The organism is Gemmatimonadaceae bacterium (genome assembly GCA_019752115.1).
Lineage (GTDB): Bacteria > Gemmatimonadota > Gemmatimonadetes > Gemmatimonadales > Gemmatimonadaceae > Gemmatimonas.
This window is the reverse complement of sequence record JAIEMN010000003.1, coordinates 76,790-97,362: the sequence shown is the minus strand read 5'-3', so window position 1 is coordinate 97,362 and position 20,573 is coordinate 76,790. Positions and strand designations below refer to the sequence as shown.

Here is a 20,573-nt window from a genome sequence, read left to right as displayed (position 1 = left end):
CCTCTTCGTTGTGCACCGCTTTCGCTCAGCTGATCGGCTTGGCGGAGGAGATCATCTTGACCAGCTGATAGAGAAAATCGAGGCCGTCGTAGAAGCTCTTGATGCGAAGCTTCTCGTCGCGACCGTGGGCGTTCGTTTCGCCGGGGCTCGAGAAGACCCCGCTCACGCCGTAGGTCGGAATACCGGCGGCGCGCAGGAAGCGACCGTCGGTGGCGCCGGTGCTCATCGTGGGAATCACCGGCACGCCGTTGAACATCTTGTTCGTGAGCTGCGTGGTGGCGGCGAGTAGCGTCGGATTGATCGGCGCGGGCGGCCCACCGGCGTTGTTCCGGTCGCCGCCGCGCATGCTCAGCTTCACGCTGTCGCCGGCGAGCTTCTGCAGCACCTCGAGGACCTGTGCGCCCGTGCTCGTTGGCGCCACGCGGCAGTTCACGTTGGCGGTGGCCGTCTGCGGCAGGGCGTTGTCGGCATGACCGCCCGAGAGGCGGGTGGCCACGCAGCTCGTGCGCAGCATGGACGCGTAGCGCGGATCGGTGGAGATGATGCGCGCGGCGGCGGTATCCTTCGGGTTCTTCGCGATCGCGCGCATCGCGGCGGCGAGCGACGGCATCTCGACCTTGGCCGTCTGTTCAAAGAACGGCCGCGACACATCGTTCAGCTCCACCGGGAAGGTGTACTTCTCGATGCGCGTGAGCGCGGCGGCGAGCGTGTAGATCGCGTTGTCTTTGCGCGGCACGCTCGAGTGTCCGCCCGTATTGGTGACGGTGAGCGTGTAGTTCACCGGCACCTTCTCGGCGGCCTGAATGGAATGGAAGAGCGGCTTGTCGTCCTGCAGGGTGCCACCGCCGCCTTCGTTGATCGCGTACTCGGCGTCGATCAGCTCCTTGCGATTGGCGATGATCCACCCGACCCCGTTGGAGCCACCGCCCTCTTCGTCGGCCGTGAGGGCCAGGATGAGATCCCGGTCGGGCACCCAGCCTTCCTTCTTGTAGCGGAGCAGGTTGGCGGTGAGAATCGCCGCCATGCTCTTGTCGTCGGCGACGCCGCGCCCGAGGAAGTAACCATCCTGCTCGACCATCGTGAACGGATCGCGCGGCCAGTCGCTTCGCAGCGCAGCCACCACGTCCAGGTGTGCCAGCAGCAGAATGGGCTTGAGTGACGCGTTCTTGCCGTGATAGCGCACGACGAGATTCTGCTTGGCGGGCTTGTCGGCGGGCCCGACGATCGCGATGTCGCTCTCGGGGAAGCCGGCGTCACGGAAGCGCTTGGCGACGGCCTCGGCCGCCTTCGTAACAGATCCCACGGAGTCGACGGTGTTGATCTCCACCATCTCCTTGTAGATCGCGCGCGCCGCCTGCTGCTCCGGCGTGAGGGTCGTGGGCGCACCGGGCGCGGAAAACCGGGGCTGAGCGCCGGCGGGGGCGCTCAGCGAGAGCGCGATGGCACCGGCCGCGAGGGCAAGACGGGAACGCATGCGAGAGAGGGTGGAGGTGAGCGCGAAGGCCGTGATCACACGGCGCGTACGAAATGACAACCGGCCTCTTCGGCCATCACGTTGGCGAAGATGCCGCTGGGCTGGAGGATCACGCCGGGGAGGATCATGCTCATCGCCTTGGTGCGGGCTTCGGCGGGCTTGAGCTTGTCCTTCTTCTCGACCATCGACACGATCGATCGGAACGCCATGTTGCACCCGAGGGCGATGGCGCCGGCGGCGATGAGCTTGTCGAGCGTATACGGCGAACCGGGCCCCTTGGCGTCGGGATCCGGCAGGACGGGATTCACCTTCTGCGTCTTGCCTTTCTCGTTCTTGAGCTTCATGGCCTTGCCCACCTCGTAGGTGGTCCAGAACTCATTGGTCATGATGAGCGGAATGCCGCCATGGCGCAGCACGACCACGGTGGAGAGGTCGGCCGGCTGCAGCTTGAGCACATCGGTGTACTGCCGCCCCCAGATCGCCGCGCGGAAGACGCCCACCCCGCCTTCCACATCGGGGACGTCGAACATCGCCCGATGCTTGCCGGTGATCTTGGCTGTCCAGCTGGTGTCCCACTGGGGTTGAGCCGGCGGCTGCGCGGGCGGCTGCCCGTCGAGCGCCGCCTCGAGCTCGGCCAGCTCGGCGAGTTGCTCCTCACGCTCGCGCGTCCAGTCCCGACGCAGGGGTTCAGCCTGAGCCAGTTGGGGGAAGGTGGCCAGCGCGGCAGCGCCAAGTCCGGCATGGCGGAGGAAGTCGCGGCGGGGGGTCGTCATGATCGGCGGCAAGGAAGAGGGCGAACGACAAATCGGGCGGAGGGCATCCTGCTGATTCTGCTCCCGCCGGCGCCGTTTGTCACCCCGTTGCGAACCCTCCGTAAGGAATTGGTGTCGTAGCGCATTGTGGTCCGGTGGTCCCGCCGCGATGCCCCTCGTCGCCCATGCCTTTCCTCTGTCCCTCAGTGCAATGATTCTGTCCCGATGGATGCGTCGTCTTGTGGTCATTGGTGGTCTGCCGTTTGGGGCGCTCGCCGCGCAGGAGTCACCGCCACCCTCGAACCGCTCGCCCGCCTCGGCGACCACCGCAGCCCCGGATACCACGCAGGCGGGTGCGCTGCGTGTCTTCGTGGACTGTGAATCGCGTGGCTGCGACTATGACTTCTTTCGGGATCAGCTGCGCTGGGTGAACTTCGTGCGCGACCGCCTCTTCGCCGACGTGCTCTTGCTGGTCACGTCGCTGGAGACCGGCTCGGGCGGGAGCGAGGTGACCGTGACCGCCATTGGCGGCGAACGCTTCAAGGGGCGCATGGACACCGCGGTGGTGTTCATCAACCCGAACGACGCCCGTGATGTGGCGCGTCGGAATCTCGCGCGCACCTTCTCGCTGCTGCTGGCTCCCTATGCGGCCAAGACGCCATTGGCGAGTCGGCTCGATCTGACCTATCGCGCGCCGACCACGGGGCCAACGAATCCGAAGGCTGTGAAAGATCCGTGGAACTTCTGGGTCTACCGCATCTCCGCCAACGGATACGGGAGCGGGGAAAAGCGTCAGAATTTCCGCAATGGCTTCCTGAGCTCGAGCGCCAATCGCGTCACGGCCGCGTGGAAGATCAATCTCAGCTCCAACCTGGGCTACAACGAGAGTCGGTTCTCGCTGAGCGACGGCACCGAGTTTACCAACCTGCTGCGCAACTACGGCGGCAACGCGCTGGTGGCCAAGAGCATGGGCGAGCACTGGTCGGCCGGGCTCACGGCGACCGGGGAGTACTCGGACTTCAACAACTACGAGCGCAACATTCGTGTGTCCCCGGCGCTCGAGTGGAATTACTTCCCGTACAAGGAGTTCACGCGGCGCCAGCTCACGGCGTACTACAACGTCGGCGCCGCCTCGATGCGCTACAAGGAACGCACGATCTACGACCAGATCGAAGAGACGCGGCCGTTCCACGCCCTCACACTCGGCTGGAACTCCAAGCAGCCGTGGGGCTCGGTGAATTGGTCGGTGTACGGCTCCCAATACCTGCACAAGACCCAGTACTACAGCTACGGATCGAGCGCGTTCGCCGATATTCGCATTGCGAAGGGACTCGCCTTCAACATGGGCGGCAGCTACTCCCGCGTAAACGATCAGCTCTACCTGCCGCGCGGAGAGCTCACCGACAACGAGATCATCTCGCGACGTCAGGCGTTGGCCACGAACTATCGCTTCTTCGTGAGCTTCGGCATGAGCTACACCTTCGGATCGATCTTCAACACGGTGGTGAACCCGCGCTTCAATCGGAGCGGGGGCGACGTGTTCTTCTTCTAAGTCATATCGGACTTCAGACTTCAGGCATGATTCGGGCCTCCGACGTCGGTCTCGGCAGCAGAAGTCGGACATCGGTTTCGGGATTCTGACGTCCGACCCAATGTCTTAGCGATCGCCTATGCTGATCCCCAGACGAATCTGGCGCGGCTCCACCGGATGGAAGTGCACATCCTCCACGCCGCCGGCCGGTTCACCGGAGAGTCGCGAGGCATAGAAGTACTGGATATCACGCCCGCGACTGCCCAGCGCGTTGAGGAGGCTCGCGGTTAGCCGGCCCCCGCGAATCGGCACGCCCACACTGGCGTTGACCAGTGTCGTGGGGGTCGCTCGGACGGCGTTGCTCTCCGTCAGCGGATACGCTCCAAGATGCCGGAGGCGCACGACCGCGGTCGGGCCGCCGCGCACGGGAGTCCATTGCGCGCCGGCGGCGATGACATTCTCAAGCGCGCCGGAGACCCGGCGCGCGGTGGGCTCCGCGTCGAGATACCGCGCGGCGGTGAAGGACACGTCCGCATCGAGCGCCAGGCTCGAGACCGGTCGCCAATAGTTCGCCATCGAAAACCCGGTACGCGCGCTTCTCCCCTGCGGCTCCGTCGTGCCGGCATCGCCCACGAAGAGCAGCTCGCTATTCAGCCGGAGGGTCCAGAGCGATATCGTGGTACGCAGGTCGCGCGGGCCACTCAGGCGTACGCCCAGCTCACCACCCGTGGAGCGAACCAGCGGCTCCACCGGCGACACCCGATCGCCGCTCACCGGATCGGTGTGAATGGTGGTACCGCGCGCATCGTTGCTGTGGAAGCCCAGCCCGCCACCGGCATACAGCTCCACGCCATCGCTGGCCCGCACGATGAGCGACGCCTTCGGGCTCGCGAGAAAGGCTCGGCGATTGCCAGAATTCTCCGCGCGATCGCTGCGCACAACGAAGCCGTAGGCGTCGCCTCGCACGCCCAGCACGGTGCGGACTCGGCGGCTCCACTGGGACTCGAGCGATGTCCACATGCCGGCACTCCCCTGCCACACCACGTCGGCGCGCACGATTCCCGTGAGCTGTCGGTCGGCGCTGCGTCCAAGCGAGACATCGGCATCGTCGAAGCGGGTCTGCAGGCCATACCGCCACTGCTGCGCCCGCGAGGCCAGGGTGAACACGCGCCGTTGCTGCGACTCGATACCGTAAATCGTACGATGATCGCGCTGCCGGATCTGGTCGCCGCTGGCTGGGTTGTCCAGGAAGTAGGTGAAGTTCGAGAACAGCGTGAAGTCGTAGCGTACCGCGTACGCATCGAACGTGCTGTGTACGAGCCCACGCTGGCGTTCGAAGTTCATGGAGAGCGAGTGGCGCGCCGTTTGCCCGCCCAATGACGGATCGATCTGGCCAAAGCGGTCCAGGGCCCCTTGCAGCACCCCCCGCTCCGGAATCTGATCGCTCGCGTTCCAATGGTTTGCGTAGCTCATGCCGAGCACCGAGAGCGACTGCCCCGCGCCCTGCCAGCTGTACCGCGCCAAGCCACTGCGCTTGCTCAGTCCCTGAGCGATCAGCCACGGCCCATCGTAGTCCTTCACTTCGCCACCGGCGAGCCACGTATGTGCGCCACGCGTTTCACTCCCCGCGGCGACGAGGCGACGGTAGCCCCACGCGCCTCCTTCGGCTGATGCGAACGCCTGGGGCAATGCTCGGACCAGCTGCAGCGTAGCGCCGCCCGCGCTGCCAAAGTCCCCGAGCTCGGCGTAGTACGGGCCAAGCGAGTAGGAGACATGATCGACGAGCTCGGGGATCAGCAGATTGAGGTCGCTGTATCCCTGGCCGTGCGCATGCGTGACCAGGTTGAGCGGCATCGACTCAATGCGGGTCTGGAAATCTGTCCCGTGATCGAGATTGAAGCCCCGCAGAAACATCTGATTGGCCTTACCGTCGCCGCTGTGCTGCGTCAGGATCATCCCGGGCACGACCTCGAGGATCTCGCCCTCGCGCACCATCGGGCGCTGCTTGAGGTCGGCATGGCCAATGCGCCCCTGCGCCGCACTCAACGCGACGCCGGTAAGATCGTCGCGCCGGCCGGTGACGCGTACGGCCGAGAGCGTCCGGGACGAATCGCTACGTGCCGAGTCCGGCGTGGACTGGGCGGGGAGCGTACCGGCGAGGGCGAGCGAGAGGGCGACGAGGCGATATGTCACAACAATTCTACGCGGCTGATCGGACTTCAGATCTCTGGGCTTGATCAGGCTTCGGACTTCGGTCTCGGCAGCAGAAGTCGGACATCGGTTTCGGGATTCTGGTGTCCGACCAGAATTCCGACGTCCGACTCCTGAGATCTGCTTCCGAGACCGAGGTCCGAGTCCCGATCGGGCGCGGAGGTCAGATGTCTGATCAACTACTCAGCAGATCCGCGGCAACTGCTCCCCGATCTGCATCGTGATCACCCGGCGCGCGCCGATGGTGGTGCGTTCCACCAGCATCCCCGGGTGATCGGCCACCACCTCACCGATGATCGCGGCGTTCCCGCCAAGCCGGTGCGCGCGCATCGCGGCGAGCGCGGCGTCGGCCTGCGCCGCTGGCACGATGGCCAGCATTTTCCCTTCGTTAGCCACGAACAGGGGATCGAGCCCGAGCAGTTCGCACGCCGAGCGCACTTCCTGGCGCACCGGCACGCGCTCCTCGTGGATCTGGATGCCGACCTGTGCATCCTGCGCGATCTCGTTGAGTGAGCTGGCGACTCCCCCGCGCGTGGGGTCACGCATCACGTGCACATCGGGCGCGGCGGCGAGCAGCGCGGCGACCATGGTGTGCAGAGCGGCCGAGTCGCTCTGGATGGTGGTGTCGAACTCGAGCCCTTCACGCAGGCTCATGATCGCCATGCCATGGTCGCCGATCGTGCCGCTGAGCAGCACCACATCGCCGACCTGCGCCCGGCGCGGGGCGATGTCCACGTTCGCCGCAACGACGCCGATGCCGGCCGTGTTGATGTACACGCCATCGCCTTTGCCGCGCTCCACGACCTTCGTGTCGCCGGTGACGATCCGTACGCCCGCCTCGCGCGCTGCGCGCCCCATGTCGCTCACGATGCGCGCGAGCGTGGCCATGGGGAGCCCTTCCTCGAGAATGAATCCGGCCGTGAGATAGAGCGGCGTGGCCCCACTCATGGCGAGGTCATTCACCGTGCCATGCACGGCGAGCGTCCCGATGCTGCCCCCCGGAAACACCAGCGGCTTCACCACGAACGAATCGGTGCTGCAGGCGATGCGCGTTCCGGGCAGCGTGAGCACCGTGGAGTCGGTCAGCGGCGGCGGATCGTCGCCACCGAGCGCCGGACGGAAGAGATGCTCCACCAGCTCCGCCGAGAGCTGCCCGCCGCCGCCGTGCCCGAGGACGACCGTGGGGTAGTCGCGCAGCGGGAGTGGGCAGGCCCACTCGTCCATCGAAATCGTGGCGCCCGTCGTGGCCGGCGCGGAGGTGACGGAGGTCATGCGTGGACCCGAACGCGAACCCGTTCCAGCTGCACCACGCGGCCGTAGTTGAAGTAGGCGGCGCACGCGCCTTCGCTGCTCACCATCGTGGCGCCGAAGGGCGTGCGCGGCGTGCACTGCTTGCCGAACGCCGGACAGTCGGTGGGCTTGATGGCCCCCTGCAGCACCTCACCGCTCCGGCACTCGGGCGACTCGTGCGTGTGGATGTCCGACACATCGAAGCGGTTCTCGGCGTCGTAGTCGGCGTAGGCGTCGCTGAGCTTCCACCCGCTCCGGGGGATCACGCCAATGCCGCGCCAGGCGCGGTCGCTTTCGGCGAACACTTCCTCGAGTAGCGCCTGCGCCGCGCGATTGCCGTCGAACGTGACGACGCGCTCGTACGCGTTCTCCACCTCGTGTTCACCGGCCTCGAGCTGGCGTACGCAGCGGCGGATGCCTTCCAGCACGTCCAGCGGCTCGAAGCCCGTGATCACGATGGGCACCCGGTGCTGCGATGCGAGCGGCGGATACTGCCAGAAGCCCATGACGCTGTTCACGTGCCCCGCGGCGAGAAAGGCCTGCACGCGGTTGGTGGGGGAGCGCATGATCGCATCGATGGCCGGCGGCACCAGCACATGCGAGACCAGCATGGAGAAGTTCGTAAGCCCCTGCTTCTTGGCGAGATGCACCGCCATGGCGTTCGCCGGCGCGGTGGTCTCAAAGCCGATGCCGAAGAACACCACCTGCTTGGTGGGGTGCTGCACGGCGAGCTGCACCGCGTCGAGCGGCGAGTACACGACGCGCACATCCCCACCTTCGCTCTTTACGCGGAACAGATCGCGATCGGAGCCCGGCACGCGCAGCATGTCACCAAAGCTGCAGAAGATCACGTTCGGGAGCGCCGCGATGGCCAACGCCTTGTCGATCATCTCGAGCGGCGTCACGCACACCGGGCACCCCGGGCCGTGAATCAGCTCGATCTCGCTCGGCAGCAGCTGGTCGATACCATTGCGCATGATGGAGTGCGTCTGCCCACCGCACACTTCCATGATGGCCCAGTGCCGCGTGGTCATCTGGCGGATCTCGGCGGCCAACTTCTGCGCGATGGCGCCGTCGCGGAACTCCGTGAGGTACTTCACTGGTAGGTGACCGGGCAGGGGGGCGGCGGCGCGTATTCGTCGTCGGGGATCTCCCCGAGCTCTTCCTCGAGCAAGCCGAGCTCGCGGAAGTGCCGCAGCGTTTCCTGCGCCGAGGCTTCGTCGATGCGGCTGATGGCAAAGCCCACGTGCACGATGGCGTAGTCGCCCACGACGGCGTCGGGGAGGTACGCCAGGCACACTTGCTTCTGGATGCCGCCAAAGTCGAGCTTGGCCATCCGGACCATCCCGTCGTCGGAGATCTCGACGATTTTACCGGGGACTGCGAGACACATAATCGGGCTCCGCCTGTGAGGCGTCCTGGGGGGTGTCGTGAGCATACGCCTCGGGATCCGCCCCCCGCCATCCGGGAATTTCCCACAACATCATCCGGTTATTCCCCGAATCGGCAATGGCGAGCCGATTCCCGTGCAACCACAGCCCATAGGGCCAGCAGAGGGTGTCATCGGCGACACTCTTCCACCGGTTTTCGCCGGCGGCATCGAAGTTGAGTTGGCCGAGCACGCCGTCCGCCGGTCGCTGCACGCCGACGCGGGGGACCCCGTCCCAGGTGAGGACGCGGTTGTTGGCGGTATCGGCGACCACGAGCCGCCCGGCGTCTTGCGCGATGGCGTACGGGAAGCGCATCCGGTGCGCTCCCTGCGGGCGGTGCGGGAGCTCCTCGTTGCGCTCAAAGCCGGCCTGTCCGAGCAGCAGATCGGCATGGCGATCCTCTTCCGGAATGGGAGTCCACCCGAGAATGCGGTGATTGCCGGCATCGGCCACGAAGAGCGTGTCGGCATCACCGGCAATGGCGTGCGGCCAGCGGAACGACCGAGCGCTGGGACCAATGCCGCGGTTTTCGTCGCCCCGGCGCGCATCGTCCTGTCCCAGCACCACCGCGGCGTAATCGCCCGGCTCCGGGAGTCCCTCCCACCCCAGCACGCGGCGGTTGCCGGTGTCGGCAATCCAGAACATCGAGCCGGTCACGCCCATGCCGTACGGCCAGTAGAGCGCATTGCCATCGATGTCGCTGCCGCCGTTCGGCGAGACCTCCTCGAGCGTGGGTTGGCCGATCGCGTAGCTGGGCGGCTCGTAGTTGCGGGTGGGGATCTCGTTCCACACGAGCAACCGATGATGCCAGGCATCGGCCACGATGAGCTTGCCGTCGTGCACGAGCACGCCGGTGGGCAAATGCAGCCCATTGGCGCGCGACCGGCCGCCGGCGGCAGGGCCTTCACTCTGAAAGTCGGGTTGACCCAGCACCACGTCGGCGTCGGTGCCGCTCACATTCGGCAGCCCATGCCAGATGAGCACGCGATGATTCCCGGAGTCGGCCACGATGAGCAGGTCATCGTTGAACCAGACGCCGCGCGGTGCATAGAGCTGCGACGCGGTGGGCTGCGCGCTGGGGAGCGCCAGCCCGAACGGCGACGCCGCGCCACAGCGCAGCAGCGGCTGCCACGTGGTGGCGGTCATGCGTGGCTCACGAGACCGGGCGCAGTTGCACCCGGCCCTCCGTGACGCGCGCCGGCACGCCTTCGAGCTGTGCCTGCGGCGCACTCAGGCACTCGCCGCTGGCGCAGTCGTACGAGAAGCCATGCCACGGGCAGGTGATCGTGCCGTTGCTCTGATCCACCATCCCCCCGTCGATGGCGAGCCCCAGATGTGCGCACTCATTCCAATACGCCTTCACCTCGTCCCCCACCAGCAGGACGACGATGCTGCGCCCTTCGGGCAGGTCCTGCCGATACGGGCGCGACGGCGTGAGTTCGCTCACGAGCGGCCCATCCACCCAGCCGTCGTTCTTGGGCGCGCGGGAGAGCGACACGAGCGTGGGCTTCTCCTCGGGAGTGTTGGGCACCACCTCGATCTTGGTGATCTCGGGGACCTGCTCCTTGAGCGCGTCCTCCACCCCGCGACGCAGCGTCACGCTCGACATGCTGCACCCGTTGCAGGCGCCGCTGAGCTTCACGTAGACGGTGTCCTCGCTGATGTCCACGAGCGTGACATCACCGCCATGCGACTGCGTGTACGGGCGGAGATTCTCGATGACGCGCGCCACGCGCGTGCGGACATCGCTCCGGATGATGCCGTGCAGCGAAAAGAGCGAAAAGACGCCCGGGTCATCGACGAGGTCGAGCAGCAGTGCCTTGCCGTGCGGGTCGCCCTTGAGGGCTTTCACGATGGTCGTGAGGCCGGCCTTGTGGAACGCCTCCACGGCGTCCTTGAGCGCCAGCGCGCGCGTGCGGTGATCGATGGGCATCCCACGCACGTCGTCGAGCGTACGCTGCACGTCGCCCGCGAGCTGCTCGAGGGTCTTGGGGGCATCGGTCGTGGCCGCCGGTTGCGGCTGCGGTGCGATCGCGGTCATGGATGGGGCTCGGGGAGTCAGTCCGTGATCTGAAAGGCGAGGCGCTGCTCGAGCGCCTCCTCGGTCTTGGCGGCCAGTACACTCGCGAAGGCGTGACGGGCGACGAGCTGCATCCAGTCGCTCACCGTGCGGGCGGGTTCGATCACTACCGGCACCGGCCACTTGGCCAGCGCCTGCAGGATGAACGCGGCCCCCGCGGTGTTGTCGAGCAGGAAATCGGTGAAGAGCGCCGACACGAACTCATCGATCCAGACGCCATCGCCGTTGGTGTCTTCGCGTAGGCGCGCGAGCGCCGGCACCGGGCCACCACACCGTTGCTCAATCCGCTCCACAAAGCGCTCAATCGCGCTGTTGAAGAAGAAGTCGAACTGCTGCCGCGCGTGCAGGTCCATCAGACCGCTCCCGTGGCATCGGCCGACGCGCTGCCGGCGAGCGCCAGCTGTTCGTTGATCTGCTCGAGCTGCGCCAGCAGGCGCTGGGCCGCATCGGCCTCGCCGTGCCAGTGGAGCAGCTTGTGCGCCTCCGTGAGCTTCTCCACGGCCGGGCCAAAGATGCCCAGATGCGCGAGGGCGTTCCCCTGGTTCGCGAGAATGCGCGCATATCCCACCGGGTCGAACTCCTTGGGACGCACCGACAGCAGCTCCTCGTACGCGGTCACCGCATCGGCGAGATTCTCGGCCTGCTTGGCGCTGGGGAGATACTGCATGGCGTTGGCCATGTTGAGCATCGTGCTCGCCCACTCATCGGGGTGCGTCTCGCGCGTGTAGACGTGCAGCGCTTCGCGGAACGCCTGCACGGCCACCGCCAGCCGGAGCTTTTCGCCCTGCTCGCTCATGGGCATGGCCACATAGATCAGCCCGAGATTCACCTGAATGCGGGCCCACAGATCGGGGTGCGACTCCTTCGTGATCCCGGTGCGCAACGCGCGCTGATAGTGCTCGGCCGCTTCGACCAGGCGCATGCGGTGCGTCTCGGCACGCTGATGGACCACAAAGGCGAGCGCGCACCACAGTTCGGCGGTCAGCGACGCGAGCGGCGTATCGGCGGCGAGGGCGATGGCGTCGCGCAGCTGCTGTTCGGCGGCGGCGCCGTCGTCGTTGAGCGAGGCGCGCTGCAGCAGCAGCTGCGCGGCCAGCAGCGGCGAGGTGGCGCGCGCCGCGGCAATGCCGGCGTCGAGTGCGGCGGCTGCTTCGGCGTGTCGCCCGTGCTCGAGGTGCGCGCTGGCCACCATCAGGGCGCCATGCGCGGCCAGCTCGCCGTCGAGGGCATCGAGCGCTGGCAGGGCATCGCTTTCGCCCATCACGAAGGCGGCCAGTTGGGTGAGTGTCCGCACGACGTGGTCACCCATGCGCTCGGCATGACGCCGATCAAGCGCGTTGCCGCCCAGTACGTACCGGTTGTAGCTGGCGAGCGCGTTGGATTGCCCGGGGAGCGCGTCAAAGGCTGCCTCCCGCTCACCGCGGAGCGCGGCCGCGTAGAAGCCCCACGACTCGGGCCACCAGTCCGGCGTGCCGCCGCGCATGAGCGCGCGCAGGGCTTCCGTATCCAGCTCCCTCGGCTCGTTGTCGAGCGAGGCGGGGAGGAGGAGGAGGCCGGCGGGGTAGGGGTGGAGGCCTAGGGGCTGGGGGCGGATCATGGGGAGTGATCTTTGGGGTGGGGACCGCGGGACGTTCGCACGGCGGAAGCCTGTACTGCGGAAGCTGGAACTGCGGGAGCTGGACTGCGGGAACGCGGGCCTACGGTTTGTTGGCGGTGCGGGCGATCCATTTCGCGGCCAACTCGGCGGCTTCCTTCCTCGGGTGATCGCTGACGCGGTGGGTGATCACGTATTCCTCCGTCTCCGGGATGCAGACGGCGTCGGCGTAGACGACCCATCGCCCGTGTTCGTACTCCACGCGGGTGTGCAGGGCGATGACGGGGCTGTCATCAAAGGGCACCATGCGCGCGCTCGGTGACCATCGCGACGCGGAGCGCGCCGGCCTGGTCATCCCAGAAAGCGGGGAGCTGGCCGACGGGGTATCGATCGTTGAGCGCTTCGCGCACGAGCACGCTGCGATCGCCCTGCAGGTTGCGCTGCTTGAGCATCAGCCCACCGCCGCCCGGTCCGCGGGTAGGGAGCAGCCAGAGCTCCTGACCGCGCGGCATGGCGAGCAGCGTGTCGTTCGGGAAGAACGCGCGCGCGACCTGCGAGGTGAGCACGAGATAGCCGTGCGCCGTGAGCTCGATCTGCGCGCTCGTCACGCGGCGGCCTCGGCGAGTGACACGTCGACTTCCTGCATCAGCAGATCGCACACGCGGTGCATCGCGGCTTCCACCTTGGGCGACAACGGCTCGCCCACTTCCAGGCGCTCGGCCTCGATGAGCCACACGTCGATACGCGGCGGGTACTCCTCCTTGAGCGCCCACCGGGCAAAGGCGAGCGCGTGATCCCAGCGGAAGGCGTGGAGATTGACGCCAGCCAACGGTGGCGTTTCGCAGTCGGTGCCACTGAGGCGGAATATCGAGCCGGGCTCGGAGCCGCTGGTGCAGGCATCAACGATGATGACGTGCGGGACGCCGCGCATCTGAAAGGCCACGTCCATGCCGCCCGTGCCCCCGTCTGCACAACGCACCAAGTGCGGCACCCCTCGTTGCCAGAGGTGCCGCACCAGGATGGGACCGACCGCATCGTCGCCGCGGAGGAGATTTCCGCAGCCGACGATGAGGACGCGTGCCGGTTCGTTCATGCGAGCATGCCCACGATCACCCCATCTCGCCGATGCGGAAGCGCGAGAGCTCCTTACCCGTCTTCTCGTCGTACGCGTGCACCGTGCACACGAGGCACGAGTCAAAGGAGCGGGCCACGTGGCCCATCTCGATCGGATCGGTGGGATCCTGGATTTCGGCACCGATGAACGAGGCTTCCATGGGGCCGTGGCGGCCGAGCCGGTCGCGCGGGCCGATATTCCACGCGGTGGGCGTGATGACCTGGTAGTTCTCGATCTTGCCGCCGCTCAGCACGATCCAGTCGGAGAGCGAGCCACGTGCCGCTTCGGTGGACCCGAAGCCGCGACCACTCTCGAGTTCCACCGGCTTGTTGTAGAAGCGGCCGTGCAGGTCGATCTGGTCGAGCCACTTCCGGACCATCGCGTAGTACTTGGGCGCCTCGTGCATGCGCGCCATCACTCGGGTGAAGATGCTCGGGCCCGCGGTCTTGATCGCGTCCATGATGAACGGATCGTAGTCCTGGTGCGCGGCATTCCCCGGGCGGCCGGCGATGACCTGACGCGCCAGCGGACCGACTTCGAGCGGGATCGCGCCCTTGCCCGGCACATCGTAGCGCGGTGACTTGGCCCACGAGTACTTGCCCTGCTTGTGCCCTTCGAGCGGATCGATCGGGTCGGTCTCGCCCTGCCACGGGTGCAGCGACTTGTCGCCACGATAGAACGAGTGCGCCGTGTCCTCACGCACGTTCAGATGGTCAAAGTCGTGGAAGCTCGACCCGTCATAGATGCCGGAGCGGGTGATGAGCGCGCTATTGCGCCCGTCCACCGTGGGGTGCTCGTAAAGCGACGGCTCGAAGAACGTCCCGGTGGCGAGATACGCACCAACACCCTGGCCGTACTTGTCGAGCCCGGCCCGCTGCGCAAAGCGGATGAACAGGCCACAGTCGGAGTTGCGCTGCGACTCGTTCTCTTCCGCCCAGGCCAGCATGTCATTCCAGCTCTTGATCTCCATCCAGCGCTCGATGGAACAGCCGAGCCACTGCTTCTCGAGCCACTCGCGCTTCCACATGTCCAGAATGGCGATGGAGCGCGTGACGTCCGAGAGGCTGGGCGCGCACATCACGCCGCCCGGGATCATGAAGCTCGAGTGCGGCCACTGGCCGCCGAACATGGCGTACACCTCCACCGGCTTGGCGGACAGCGTGACCCCCGGCTCGAAACTGGTGCCGACGAACGGGGCAAAGCGGCGGACCACTTCGTCATACTCGGGCAGGTGCGCGTACTTCTTGTTGCAGAGGTCGATCGCAAACAGCGCGTAGAACCAGCGTGGAATGGAGAGCAGCGTCTCGCACGCCTGCGCAATGTTGCGAATGAGGGTCGCGTTCTGCGGCATGTGCGTCTTCCACGCCGTGTCCAACGCATACGCGCTCTTGTAGAGGTGCGAGCCGCCGCAGATACCGCAGATGCGCGGCGTCACGATCAGCCCCGCCTGCGGATCCTTGCCGCGAAGAATGATCTCAAACCCGCGGAACATGCTCGCTTCGGTCCACGCATCGGTCACCACGCCGTCACGAATCGTGACGCGGAGATCGAGGTCCCCCTCGACGCGTCCAAGCGGGGAGATGCGGAGGTCGTTCACCGGCTGAGTCGCCGTGGCCATGTCAGTGCTCTGGGAGTGAAGGTGGGAGGAGACTCAGGCGATCAGACGACGAACATGTCTTCCTTCGTCCACTTCGGCGCCGCGATGCGCGCGGCCGCCGCGTGTGCCATGTACGAGACGTGATCCGTCCCGGTGGGCACTTCCTTCGGAATCGTGCCACTCACCTTCTGCGTCTTGAACACCGTGCCCGGCTTGAGATCGTGGAACGGGAACTCGGGCTCGGTGCACCCGGTGCAGGGCATGCCGGCGCGCGTCTTGGAGCTCTGCCGGTTCCACAGAATGCGATTGCACGGCGAGTGCGTCATGGGCCCACGGCAGCCGAGTTCGTAGAAGAGGCAGCCCTGACGCGTACCCTGGCCGAACTCCATCGTGCTCTGCTTGTACTCGAAGTACTGCACGCGTGTACAGCCGGTCTGCGTGAACGTCTTGAAGAACGTCTGCGGGCGCTGGAGGTCGTCGAGCGCGATATCGCCAGCGCGGCCGGCGGCGATGGCCACGAGGATCTGCGTGACCCAGTCCGGATGCGTCGGGCAGCCGGGGATGTTCACGACCGGCAGCCCCCACTTGGACTTGAAGTCGCTCCCCAGGAAGCCGCCGTGCTTGCGCTTGAGGTACTGCAACCCTACGGAGTCCACCGGATTGGGCTCGGTGGCCGGGATGCCGCCCCAGCAGGCGCAGTCGCCCAGCGCGACGACAGCACCGGCGTGACTGGCGATCTCCTTCACCCAGTCCTTCATGGGGCGGTCGGCGAACATGTTGAACCGACCGGTGTTGTTGGGCCCGAGGATCACGGTGCCTTCAAACACGAAGATGTCGAGCTGCTTCTTGCCGCTCGCCAGGTCATCGAGGAGCTGACGCACGGGGGCGCCCATCTCGAGGCCCAGGGAGGGGTGCCACAGGATCTCAATGCCGAAGTCGGTCACCAGATCGCACGCGCTCGGTTCTTCGGCATTCAGGAACGACATCGTGTTGCCGGAACACGCGCCGCCCTGCAGCCACAGCACCGTTGCCATGATGGGAGGTCTCCTGCGGGAGATGAAGCCGGAGGACAGGTGATCCGGCCGTAGAGGTGGGAATTGCAGGCGACACAATGCGAACCGGGCGGGGGGCCAACAATAGCAAGAAGAGGCTACGCGGCCCACGCTCGCGGGGCGCTACCCCAGCACGATCAGCCCCTGCGACGACGCAATGCGCACCAGCTCGACCTGGTTGTGGGCATCGAGCTTCTGCATGAGATTCGCGCGGTGCCGCGTAGCCGTGTGCGGCGAAATGTTGAGCCGTTCGGCGACTTCGCTCGTGGTATGCCCCGCCGCAATGAGCTGCAGCACCTCGCGCTCGCGCGTGGTGAGAGTCGTCGGACGCGCGGTGACCTCCAGCAGCCGGCTCCGGTCGATCGCCGCCGCCACGTACTTCTGGCCGCGAATCACCCCGTCGATGGCCTGAAAGAGCTCGTCGTCCATCGAATCCTTGAGCAGGTAGCCGTCGGCCCCACTCGTCATCGCCTGCCCCACCAGATGCATTTCGTCGTGCATCGTGAGGATCAGGACCTTCACGGGGATCGGCTTGCTGCGGAGCCGGCGGAGCGTCTCCAGGCCGTCGATCCCCGGCATGTTGAGATCGAGCACCATCACGTCGGGGCGCAACTGCTCCACGGCCGCGAGCGCGGCCTCCCCCGACCCGGCTTCGCCCACGACCTCAAAGCGCGAATCCATGCGCAGGAGCACGGCCAGGCCGCGCCGCACGAGCGCATGATCGTCCACCAGCAGAATTCGCGCCTTGGCCATGCGCTACGACAGCGGCAGATCGATCAGCAGGCGCGTCCCCTCGCCGGGGGCGCTCGACACCTGCAGCGTCCCGCCGAGCATGTGGACGCGTTCGCCGATGCCGCGTAGCCCCAGCCCGGGCGTGCGCTCATCGGGGCGGAAGCCACGGCCGTCGTCGGTGATGCGCACGGCCAGGGAATGCCCGGTATGCGACACGCGCACGGCACATGTCGTGGCCTGCGCATGCACGCACACGTTCGTGAGCGCCTCCTGCACGATGCGGAACACCGCGGTTTCGTGCAGCGGCCAGCGCCGTTCGTCGATCCCCTCGAACGCGACCGACACCTGCAGCCCACTCCGTTGTTCGGCATCGTGCGCCAACTGGCCGATGGCCGAGGCCAAACCATGCTGGTCGAGACTCGGGGGGCGCAGCCGCCGGGCGAGTTGACGGAACCGCGAGGTCGCCTGATTCACCTGCAGACGCAGCTCATCGAGCGGCGCTGCGAGGGTTGGATCGGTGGCGGGCACGACGCGCGACAGCACCTGCAGCGCCAGCTTGACCCCCACGAGCGCCTGCCCGGTTTCATCGTGCAGATCGCGGGCGATGTGTTGCCGCTCTTCTTCCAGCCGTTCGGCATGGCGCGCGAAGAGCTGCCGGATCTCGTCGTTCTTCGCCTCCAGCGCGTTCACCAGCCGCGCGTTCTCGATCGCCATGGCGGTGGTGTCCGCCAGCGCCTCGAGAAACGCCGCATCGTTCCAGGTGAACGCCGCGCGCTCCACGCCCCGATGTAATTCGAGAAACCCCACCACCGTATGCATCGCGTCACGCAGGGGGACACAGAGCGCGTGACGGATGGTCCCTTCGGTGACGAGATCGGGATCGGCGGCCGGATCGTTCGGGTAATCGGGGGCGAGATACGCGAACTCGTGGTCGAGCACGATCCCCGGGATCCCCTGCTTCCGAGGCCAGCGACGCGTGGCGCGCGTCCATTGCCCATGCTGCCAGTAGGCCGTGGCCTCCATGACCAGATCGCCACTCGGTCTCGCCACGGCGAGCCCGCCGCGACCGGCGTCGGCTTTGAGAAAGCGAGCCGCATGCTCGACCATCTCGTTCACGAGCACTTCGGGCGCCCGATGCTGATGCACCGAGCCCGAGAACGCGAGCAACGCCTCCATCCCGTTGGACCATTCCGACAGGCGCCCCAGCAGTTGCGCCCGGTCGAGGCCTACCACGGTCTGCTCCGCGATCGTGCCGAGGAGCATCAGGTCCGAATCGGTGAACGCGCGTTCGTCCGGGCTCGCCACCAGCAACACGGCGACGGCGTGCCCGGCGTGATGCAACGCGGGCATCACGGCGAGACTGCCGTACCCCACACTCGCCGGCGTGGAGAAGGTGCCTGGCAGCATCGTGAACGGGTCGTTCGACACCAGACGCTCACGTCGGGTCGCCGCGACGGTCATGATGGCGCGCATCACGGCGGTGATGGCCGGGTCCAGCACCGCGCCGCCGGCCACGGCGGTGATCTCACTGTCGATCACCGTCGCCACCAGTGCGAGATCCGCCCCGAGCATTGGCGGCAACAGCGCCGCCAGCTCGGCGGCGAGCGTCGCGCCATCCGGTTCGCGCGCGAGCAGCTGCGCGACGGTGAACACGTGCTGCAGCCGGTCCGCCGCGGAGCGCAGTGGATGGCTGCCGCCGTCTTCGAGTTTCAGTGGGTGCGCCACACGCGGTCGGGACGCCATACCGTCACGGTAACGTCGTGCACGCGACTCCGCACGGCAGCGCTTGCTCGCTCAAACAACGACGTCACGGCGGGTGGACCGCCACCCCTGTCGACGCGTTTCGAGGGCGGCATACCAGGTGGCCATCCCCGTGCCTTTACGCGCGGAGCAGGAGAGGATCGTCATCCCGGGGCGTACCGATTCGATCGACTGCCGTGCCGCCTCCCAGTCGAACTCACAGGCCTCGGCGAGATCGACCTTGGTGATCATGGCGACGTCGGCCGAGTTGAACATCGTGGGATACTTGAGCGGCTTGTCCTCGCCTTCGGTGACGGAGAGGAGGGCCACGCGCATGGCCTCGCCCAGATCGTAGGAGGCCGGGCAGACCAGATTGCCGACATTCTCGATGAACAGCACATCGAGCTGGTCGATCGCGAAGTCGTCGAGGTGGGCCTCGATCATCTCCGCTTCCAGGTGACAGCGTCCGTGGGTGTTGATCTGCCTGGCCGGAGCGCCGCTGCGCGCCAGGCGCTGCGCGTCGTTGTCGGTTTCGAGATCGCCGACCAGGGCGGCGACCCGCAGCCCCTGCTCGCGCAACTCGCGCAGGGTGCGTTCAAGAAACGCGGTCTTTCCGGTGCCCGGGCTCGACACCAGGTTCACGACGAAGACGCCCGCGGCCTCGAAGCGGCGGCGCAGGGCGCGCGCCAGTTCATCGTTCTTCTTGAGAATGCCAGCACGCACCTCGACGATGCGTGTTTCCGTGGCAGTGAGAGGCACGGTCGGCGCACTCATGAGGCGGCACTCTGGGTGAGCGGCGTGAAATCCGGCTGCTCCACCTCCAGATGCGTCAATTCCAGCTCACGCCCCCGCCGAATGTCGCCGCTCGGCGTCTGACAGTCCGGACACCGAAAGCGGTTCACGCCCGGCAGCGCCTTCTCCGAGCCGCACGGCTTGCAGTAGATGCTGATCGGGACGTCCTCGATGACCAGCCGCGAGCCGTCGAGGGGCGTACCCGCGGTGGCGATGTCGTAGCAGAAGAGCAGCGCGCCCGCCTCAATCCCTGACAACCGCCCGACCGCCACGTGCACGGCGCTGACCCGCACGGCGCCGAGGCGGCGCGCTTCACCGACGGCCACGTCGACGATGCCATGCGCAATGGAGAGTTCGTGCATGGCGATTACTTGCTGAGGTTCTGCCCGTAGGCCTTCGAGACGTGCAGGGCGAAATCGAGCGCGCGATTCACATCCGGGTCGCGAATGGCCTTGAGCAGACCGAAGAGCCCCAGCGGCCGGGTTTCCCGCTTGACCGCGCGCGCCTCGTCGTAGGAGTCGGCCACCGACCGGCCGATCTTGCCGAGCGCCTCGACGGCCTTGGGTTCGAGCATCCCCGACTTCACCAGCGTCTGCCCGGCGGTCACCAGCGCGGGCATGGCGCGCATGACCTCCTTGAGCTTCACCAGATCGGGCTGCGTGGCCTTCTTGAGATCCGCCACGTCTTCGGAGAGCGCCTGGCCAATCCCCTCACTGCGCTTGAGGAAGCCGTCCACGCTCTCGAGGACGAACGAGGCCAGTTCGAGGCGGTCCAACACATCGAGGAGCGACTGAAGCACCTTGGGATCGCCGAGGCGCTCCAGCAGGGGCGAATTGATGATCCGGTCGAACGCCGGCGACGCCGTGACATCCGCAAGCTGCACGCTGGCCTTGGCCAGCTGGGGCAGGCGACCGATCACCTCACCGGCGGTTGTCTCCTCGCCCGTCATCTTCTTGAGATCGGCGACGCTGGAGGCCACACTCTCCGCGACCACATCGGCGCGCGCCAGGAAGCCACTCAGGGCATCGGCAGTGAACGCAATGACGTCCAGACGGTCCAGCAGGCGATTCAGTGCGTCGATCGTCTTCTCTTCCGAGAGGCGGGCGAGCAGCTGCTCCTGGGCAGCACTCGGCTCGGACGGCACGGCGATTCCCATCGAACTTCCTCCTGGCGGGCGCAACGGC

General features: G+C 66.8%; 21 protein-coding genes. 1 reads left to right on the top strand and 20 read right to left on the bottom strand.

Features of this window, described 5'->3' with window-relative positions:
* Positions 1-25 precede the first annotated feature (25 nt).
* Together K2R93_01645 and K2R93_01640 are read right to left on the bottom strand one after the other, a co-directional pair.
* Positions 26-1,474 (bottom strand): M20/M25/M40 family metallo-hydrolase, encoded by a 1,449-nt coding sequence (locus tag K2R93_01645; protein ID MBY0488519.1) that lies wholly within the window; start codon positions 1,472-1,474, stop codon positions 26-28.
* A 35-nt stretch (positions 1,475-1,509) separates the two neighbouring features.
* Complete coding sequence (locus tag K2R93_01640) at positions 1,510-2,247, bottom strand: twin-arginine translocation signal domain-containing protein (protein MBY0488518.1); 738 nt, start codon at positions 2,245-2,247, stop codon at positions 1,510-1,512.
* 208 nt (positions 2,248-2,455) lie between these two features.
* Between K2R93_01640 and K2R93_01635 the strand changes: the two genes are divergently transcribed.
* On the top strand, positions 2,456-3,778 hold the full coding sequence (locus K2R93_01635; protein ID MBY0488517.1) for a hypothetical protein: 1,323 nt from the start codon (positions 2,456-2,458) through the stop codon (positions 3,776-3,778).
* A gap of 105 nt (positions 3,779-3,883) precedes the next feature.
* On the opposite strand, the gene K2R93_01630 is transcribed toward K2R93_01635, so the two are convergent.
* From K2R93_01630 to K2R93_01545, 18 genes are all read right to left on the bottom strand, one after another.
* Positions 3,884-5,950: a TonB-dependent receptor plug domain-containing protein gene (locus K2R93_01630; GenBank protein MBY0488516.1), complete on the bottom strand. Its 2,067-nt coding sequence runs from the start codon at positions 5,948-5,950 to the stop codon at positions 3,884-3,886.
* A gap of 201 nt (positions 5,951-6,151) precedes the next feature.
* Positions 6,152-7,192 (bottom strand): hydrogenase expression/formation protein HypE, encoded by a 1,041-nt coding sequence (gene hypE, locus K2R93_01625; GenBank protein ID MBY0488515.1) that lies wholly within the window; start codon positions 7,190-7,192, stop codon positions 6,152-6,154.
* A 44-nt stretch (positions 7,193-7,236) separates the two neighbouring features.
* Complete coding sequence (hypD, locus tag K2R93_01620) at positions 7,237-8,358, bottom strand: hydrogenase formation protein HypD (GenBank protein MBY0488514.1); 1,122 nt, start codon at positions 8,356-8,358, stop codon at positions 7,237-7,239.
* Positions 8,355-8,651: a HypC/HybG/HupF family hydrogenase formation chaperone gene (locus tag K2R93_01615; GenBank protein MBY0488513.1), complete on the bottom strand. Its 297-nt coding sequence runs from the start codon at positions 8,649-8,651 to the stop codon at positions 8,355-8,357. Before K2R93_01615 ends, hypD begins: the two co-directional genes overlap by 4 nt.
* Positions 8,629-9,834, bottom strand: coding sequence for an NHL repeat-containing protein (locus tag K2R93_01610; protein ID MBY0488512.1), 1,206 nt, complete (start codon positions 9,832-9,834; stop codon positions 8,629-8,631). The genes K2R93_01615 and K2R93_01610 overlap by 23 nt, the downstream gene beginning before the upstream one ends.
* A gap of 7 nt (positions 9,835-9,841) precedes the next feature.
* Complete coding sequence (locus K2R93_01605) at positions 9,842-10,729, bottom strand: NifU family protein (protein ID MBY0488511.1); 888 nt, start codon at positions 10,727-10,729, stop codon at positions 9,842-9,844.
* A 17-nt stretch (positions 10,730-10,746) separates the two neighbouring features.
* Entirely contained in the window at positions 10,747-11,121 is a 375-nt protein-coding gene (locus tag K2R93_01600; GenBank protein MBY0488510.1) for a hypothetical protein, read from the bottom strand.
* Entirely contained in the window at positions 11,121-12,365 is a 1,245-nt protein-coding gene (locus tag K2R93_01595; GenBank protein ID MBY0488509.1) for a hypothetical protein, read from the bottom strand. Before K2R93_01595 ends, K2R93_01600 begins: the two co-directional genes overlap by 1 nt.
* A 100-nt stretch (positions 12,366-12,465) precedes the next feature.
* Positions 12,466-12,669 carry a hypothetical protein gene (locus tag K2R93_01590; GenBank protein ID MBY0488508.1) on the bottom strand — a complete coding sequence of 68 codons (204 nt, stop codon included), beginning with the start codon at positions 12,667-12,669 and terminating at the stop codon, positions 12,466-12,468.
* The gene (locus K2R93_01585; GenBank protein MBY0488507.1) at positions 12,656-12,970 is read right to left on the bottom strand and encodes a hydrogenase maturation protease; all 315 of its coding nucleotides are present in this window, start codon (positions 12,968-12,970) and stop codon (positions 12,656-12,658) included. The genes K2R93_01590 and K2R93_01585 overlap by 14 nt, the downstream gene beginning before the upstream one ends.
* Positions 12,967-13,455, bottom strand: a complete 489-nt coding sequence (locus K2R93_01580) for a hydrogenase maturation protease (protein MBY0488506.1) — start codon at positions 13,453-13,455, stop codon at positions 12,967-12,969. The genes K2R93_01585 and K2R93_01580 overlap by 4 nt, the downstream gene beginning before the upstream one ends.
* Before the next feature lie 16 nt (positions 13,456-13,471).
* On the bottom strand, positions 13,472-15,094 hold the full coding sequence (locus K2R93_01575; GenBank protein MBY0488505.1) for a nickel-dependent hydrogenase large subunit: 1,623 nt from the start codon (positions 15,092-15,094) through the stop codon (positions 13,472-13,474).
* A 41-nt stretch (positions 15,095-15,135) separates the two neighbouring features.
* Positions 15,136-16,107: a hydrogenase gene (locus K2R93_01570; GenBank protein MBY0488504.1), complete on the bottom strand. Its 972-nt coding sequence runs from the start codon at positions 16,105-16,107 to the stop codon at positions 15,136-15,138.
* A gap of 141 nt (positions 16,108-16,248) precedes the next feature.
* A complete protein-coding gene (locus K2R93_01565; GenBank protein MBY0488503.1) occupies positions 16,249-16,878 on the bottom strand; it encodes a response regulator transcription factor in 630 nt (209 codons plus the stop codon).
* A gap of 3 nt (positions 16,879-16,881) precedes the next feature.
* Positions 16,882-18,600, bottom strand: a complete 1,719-nt coding sequence (locus K2R93_01560; GenBank protein MBY0488502.1) for a GAF domain-containing protein — start codon at positions 18,598-18,600, stop codon at positions 16,882-16,884.
* Positions 18,601-18,651: 51 nt separating this feature from the next.
* Positions 18,652-19,371: a hydrogenase nickel incorporation protein HypB gene (hypB, locus tag K2R93_01555; protein MBY0488501.1), complete on the bottom strand. Its 720-nt coding sequence runs from the start codon at positions 19,369-19,371 to the stop codon at positions 18,652-18,654.
* The gene (gene hypA / locus K2R93_01550; protein MBY0488500.1) at positions 19,368-19,751 is read right to left on the bottom strand and encodes a hydrogenase maturation nickel metallochaperone HypA; all 384 of its coding nucleotides are present in this window, start codon (positions 19,749-19,751) and stop codon (positions 19,368-19,370) included. Before hypA ends, hypB begins: the two co-directional genes overlap by 4 nt.
* Before the next feature lie 5 nt (positions 19,752-19,756).
* Entirely contained in the window at positions 19,757-20,545 is a 789-nt protein-coding gene (locus tag K2R93_01545; GenBank protein MBY0488499.1) for a DUF1641 domain-containing protein, read from the bottom strand.
* Positions 20,546-20,573 lie beyond the last annotated feature (28 nt).

Bases quoted from the DNA above. Each gene is read 5' to 3' on its own strand.
- K2R93_01545 (MBY0488499.1), bottom strand. From the start codon at position 20,545: ATGGGAATCGCCGTGCCGTCCGAGCCGAGTGCTGCCCAGGAGCAGCTG.
- hypB (MBY0488501.1), bottom strand. From the start codon at position 19,371: ATGAGTGCGCCGACCGTGCCTCTCACTGCCACGGAAACACGCATCGTC.
- K2R93_01590 (MBY0488508.1), bottom strand. From the start codon at position 12,669: ATGGTGCCCTTTGATGACAGCCCCGTCATCGCCCTGCACACCCGCGTG.
- hypE (MBY0488515.1), bottom strand. From the start codon at position 7,192: ATGGACGAGTGGGCCTGCCCACTCCCGCTGCGCGACTACCCCACGGTC.
- K2R93_01580 (MBY0488506.1), bottom strand. From the start codon at position 13,455: ATGAACGAACCGGCACGCGTCCTCATCGTCGGCTGCGGAAATCTCCTC.
- K2R93_01570 (MBY0488504.1), bottom strand. From the start codon at position 16,107: ATGGCAACGGTGCTGTGGCTGCAGGGCGGCGCGTGTTCCGGCAACACG.
- K2R93_01575 (MBY0488505.1), bottom strand. From the start codon at position 15,094: ATGGCCACGGCGACTCAGCCGGTGAACGACCTCCGCATCTCCCCGCTT.
- K2R93_01600 (MBY0488510.1), bottom strand. From the start codon at position 11,121: ATGGACCTGCACGCGCGGCAGCAGTTCGACTTCTTCTTCAACAGCGCG.
- K2R93_01605 (MBY0488511.1), bottom strand. From the start codon at position 10,729: ATGACCGCGATCGCACCGCAGCCGCAACCGGCGGCCACGACCGATGCC.
- K2R93_01615 (MBY0488513.1), bottom strand. From the start codon at position 8,651: ATGTGTCTCGCAGTCCCCGGTAAAATCGTCGAGATCTCCGACGACGGG.
- K2R93_01610 (MBY0488512.1), bottom strand. From the start codon at position 9,834: ATGACCGCCACCACGTGGCAGCCGCTGCTGCGCTGTGGCGCGGCGTCG.
- K2R93_01645 (MBY0488519.1), bottom strand. From the start codon at position 1,474: ATGCGTTCCCGTCTTGCCCTCGCGGCCGGTGCCATCGCGCTCTCGCTG.
- K2R93_01565 (MBY0488503.1), bottom strand. From the start codon at position 16,878: ATGGCCAAGGCGCGAATTCTGCTGGTGGACGATCATGCGCTCGTGCGG.
- hypA (MBY0488500.1), bottom strand. From the start codon at position 19,751: ATGCACGAACTCTCCATTGCGCATGGCATCGTCGACGTGGCCGTCGGT.
- K2R93_01640 (MBY0488518.1), bottom strand. From the start codon at position 2,247: ATGACGACCCCCCGCCGCGACTTCCTCCGCCATGCCGGACTTGGCGCT.
- K2R93_01595 (MBY0488509.1), bottom strand. From the start codon at position 12,365: ATGATCCGCCCCCAGCCCCTAGGCCTCCACCCCTACCCCGCCGGCCTC.
- K2R93_01560 (MBY0488502.1), bottom strand. From the start codon at position 18,600: ATGGCGTCCCGACCGCGTGTGGCGCACCCACTGAAACTCGAAGACGGC.
- K2R93_01635 (MBY0488517.1), top strand. From the start codon at position 2,456: ATGCGTCGTCTTGTGGTCATTGGTGGTCTGCCGTTTGGGGCGCTCGCC.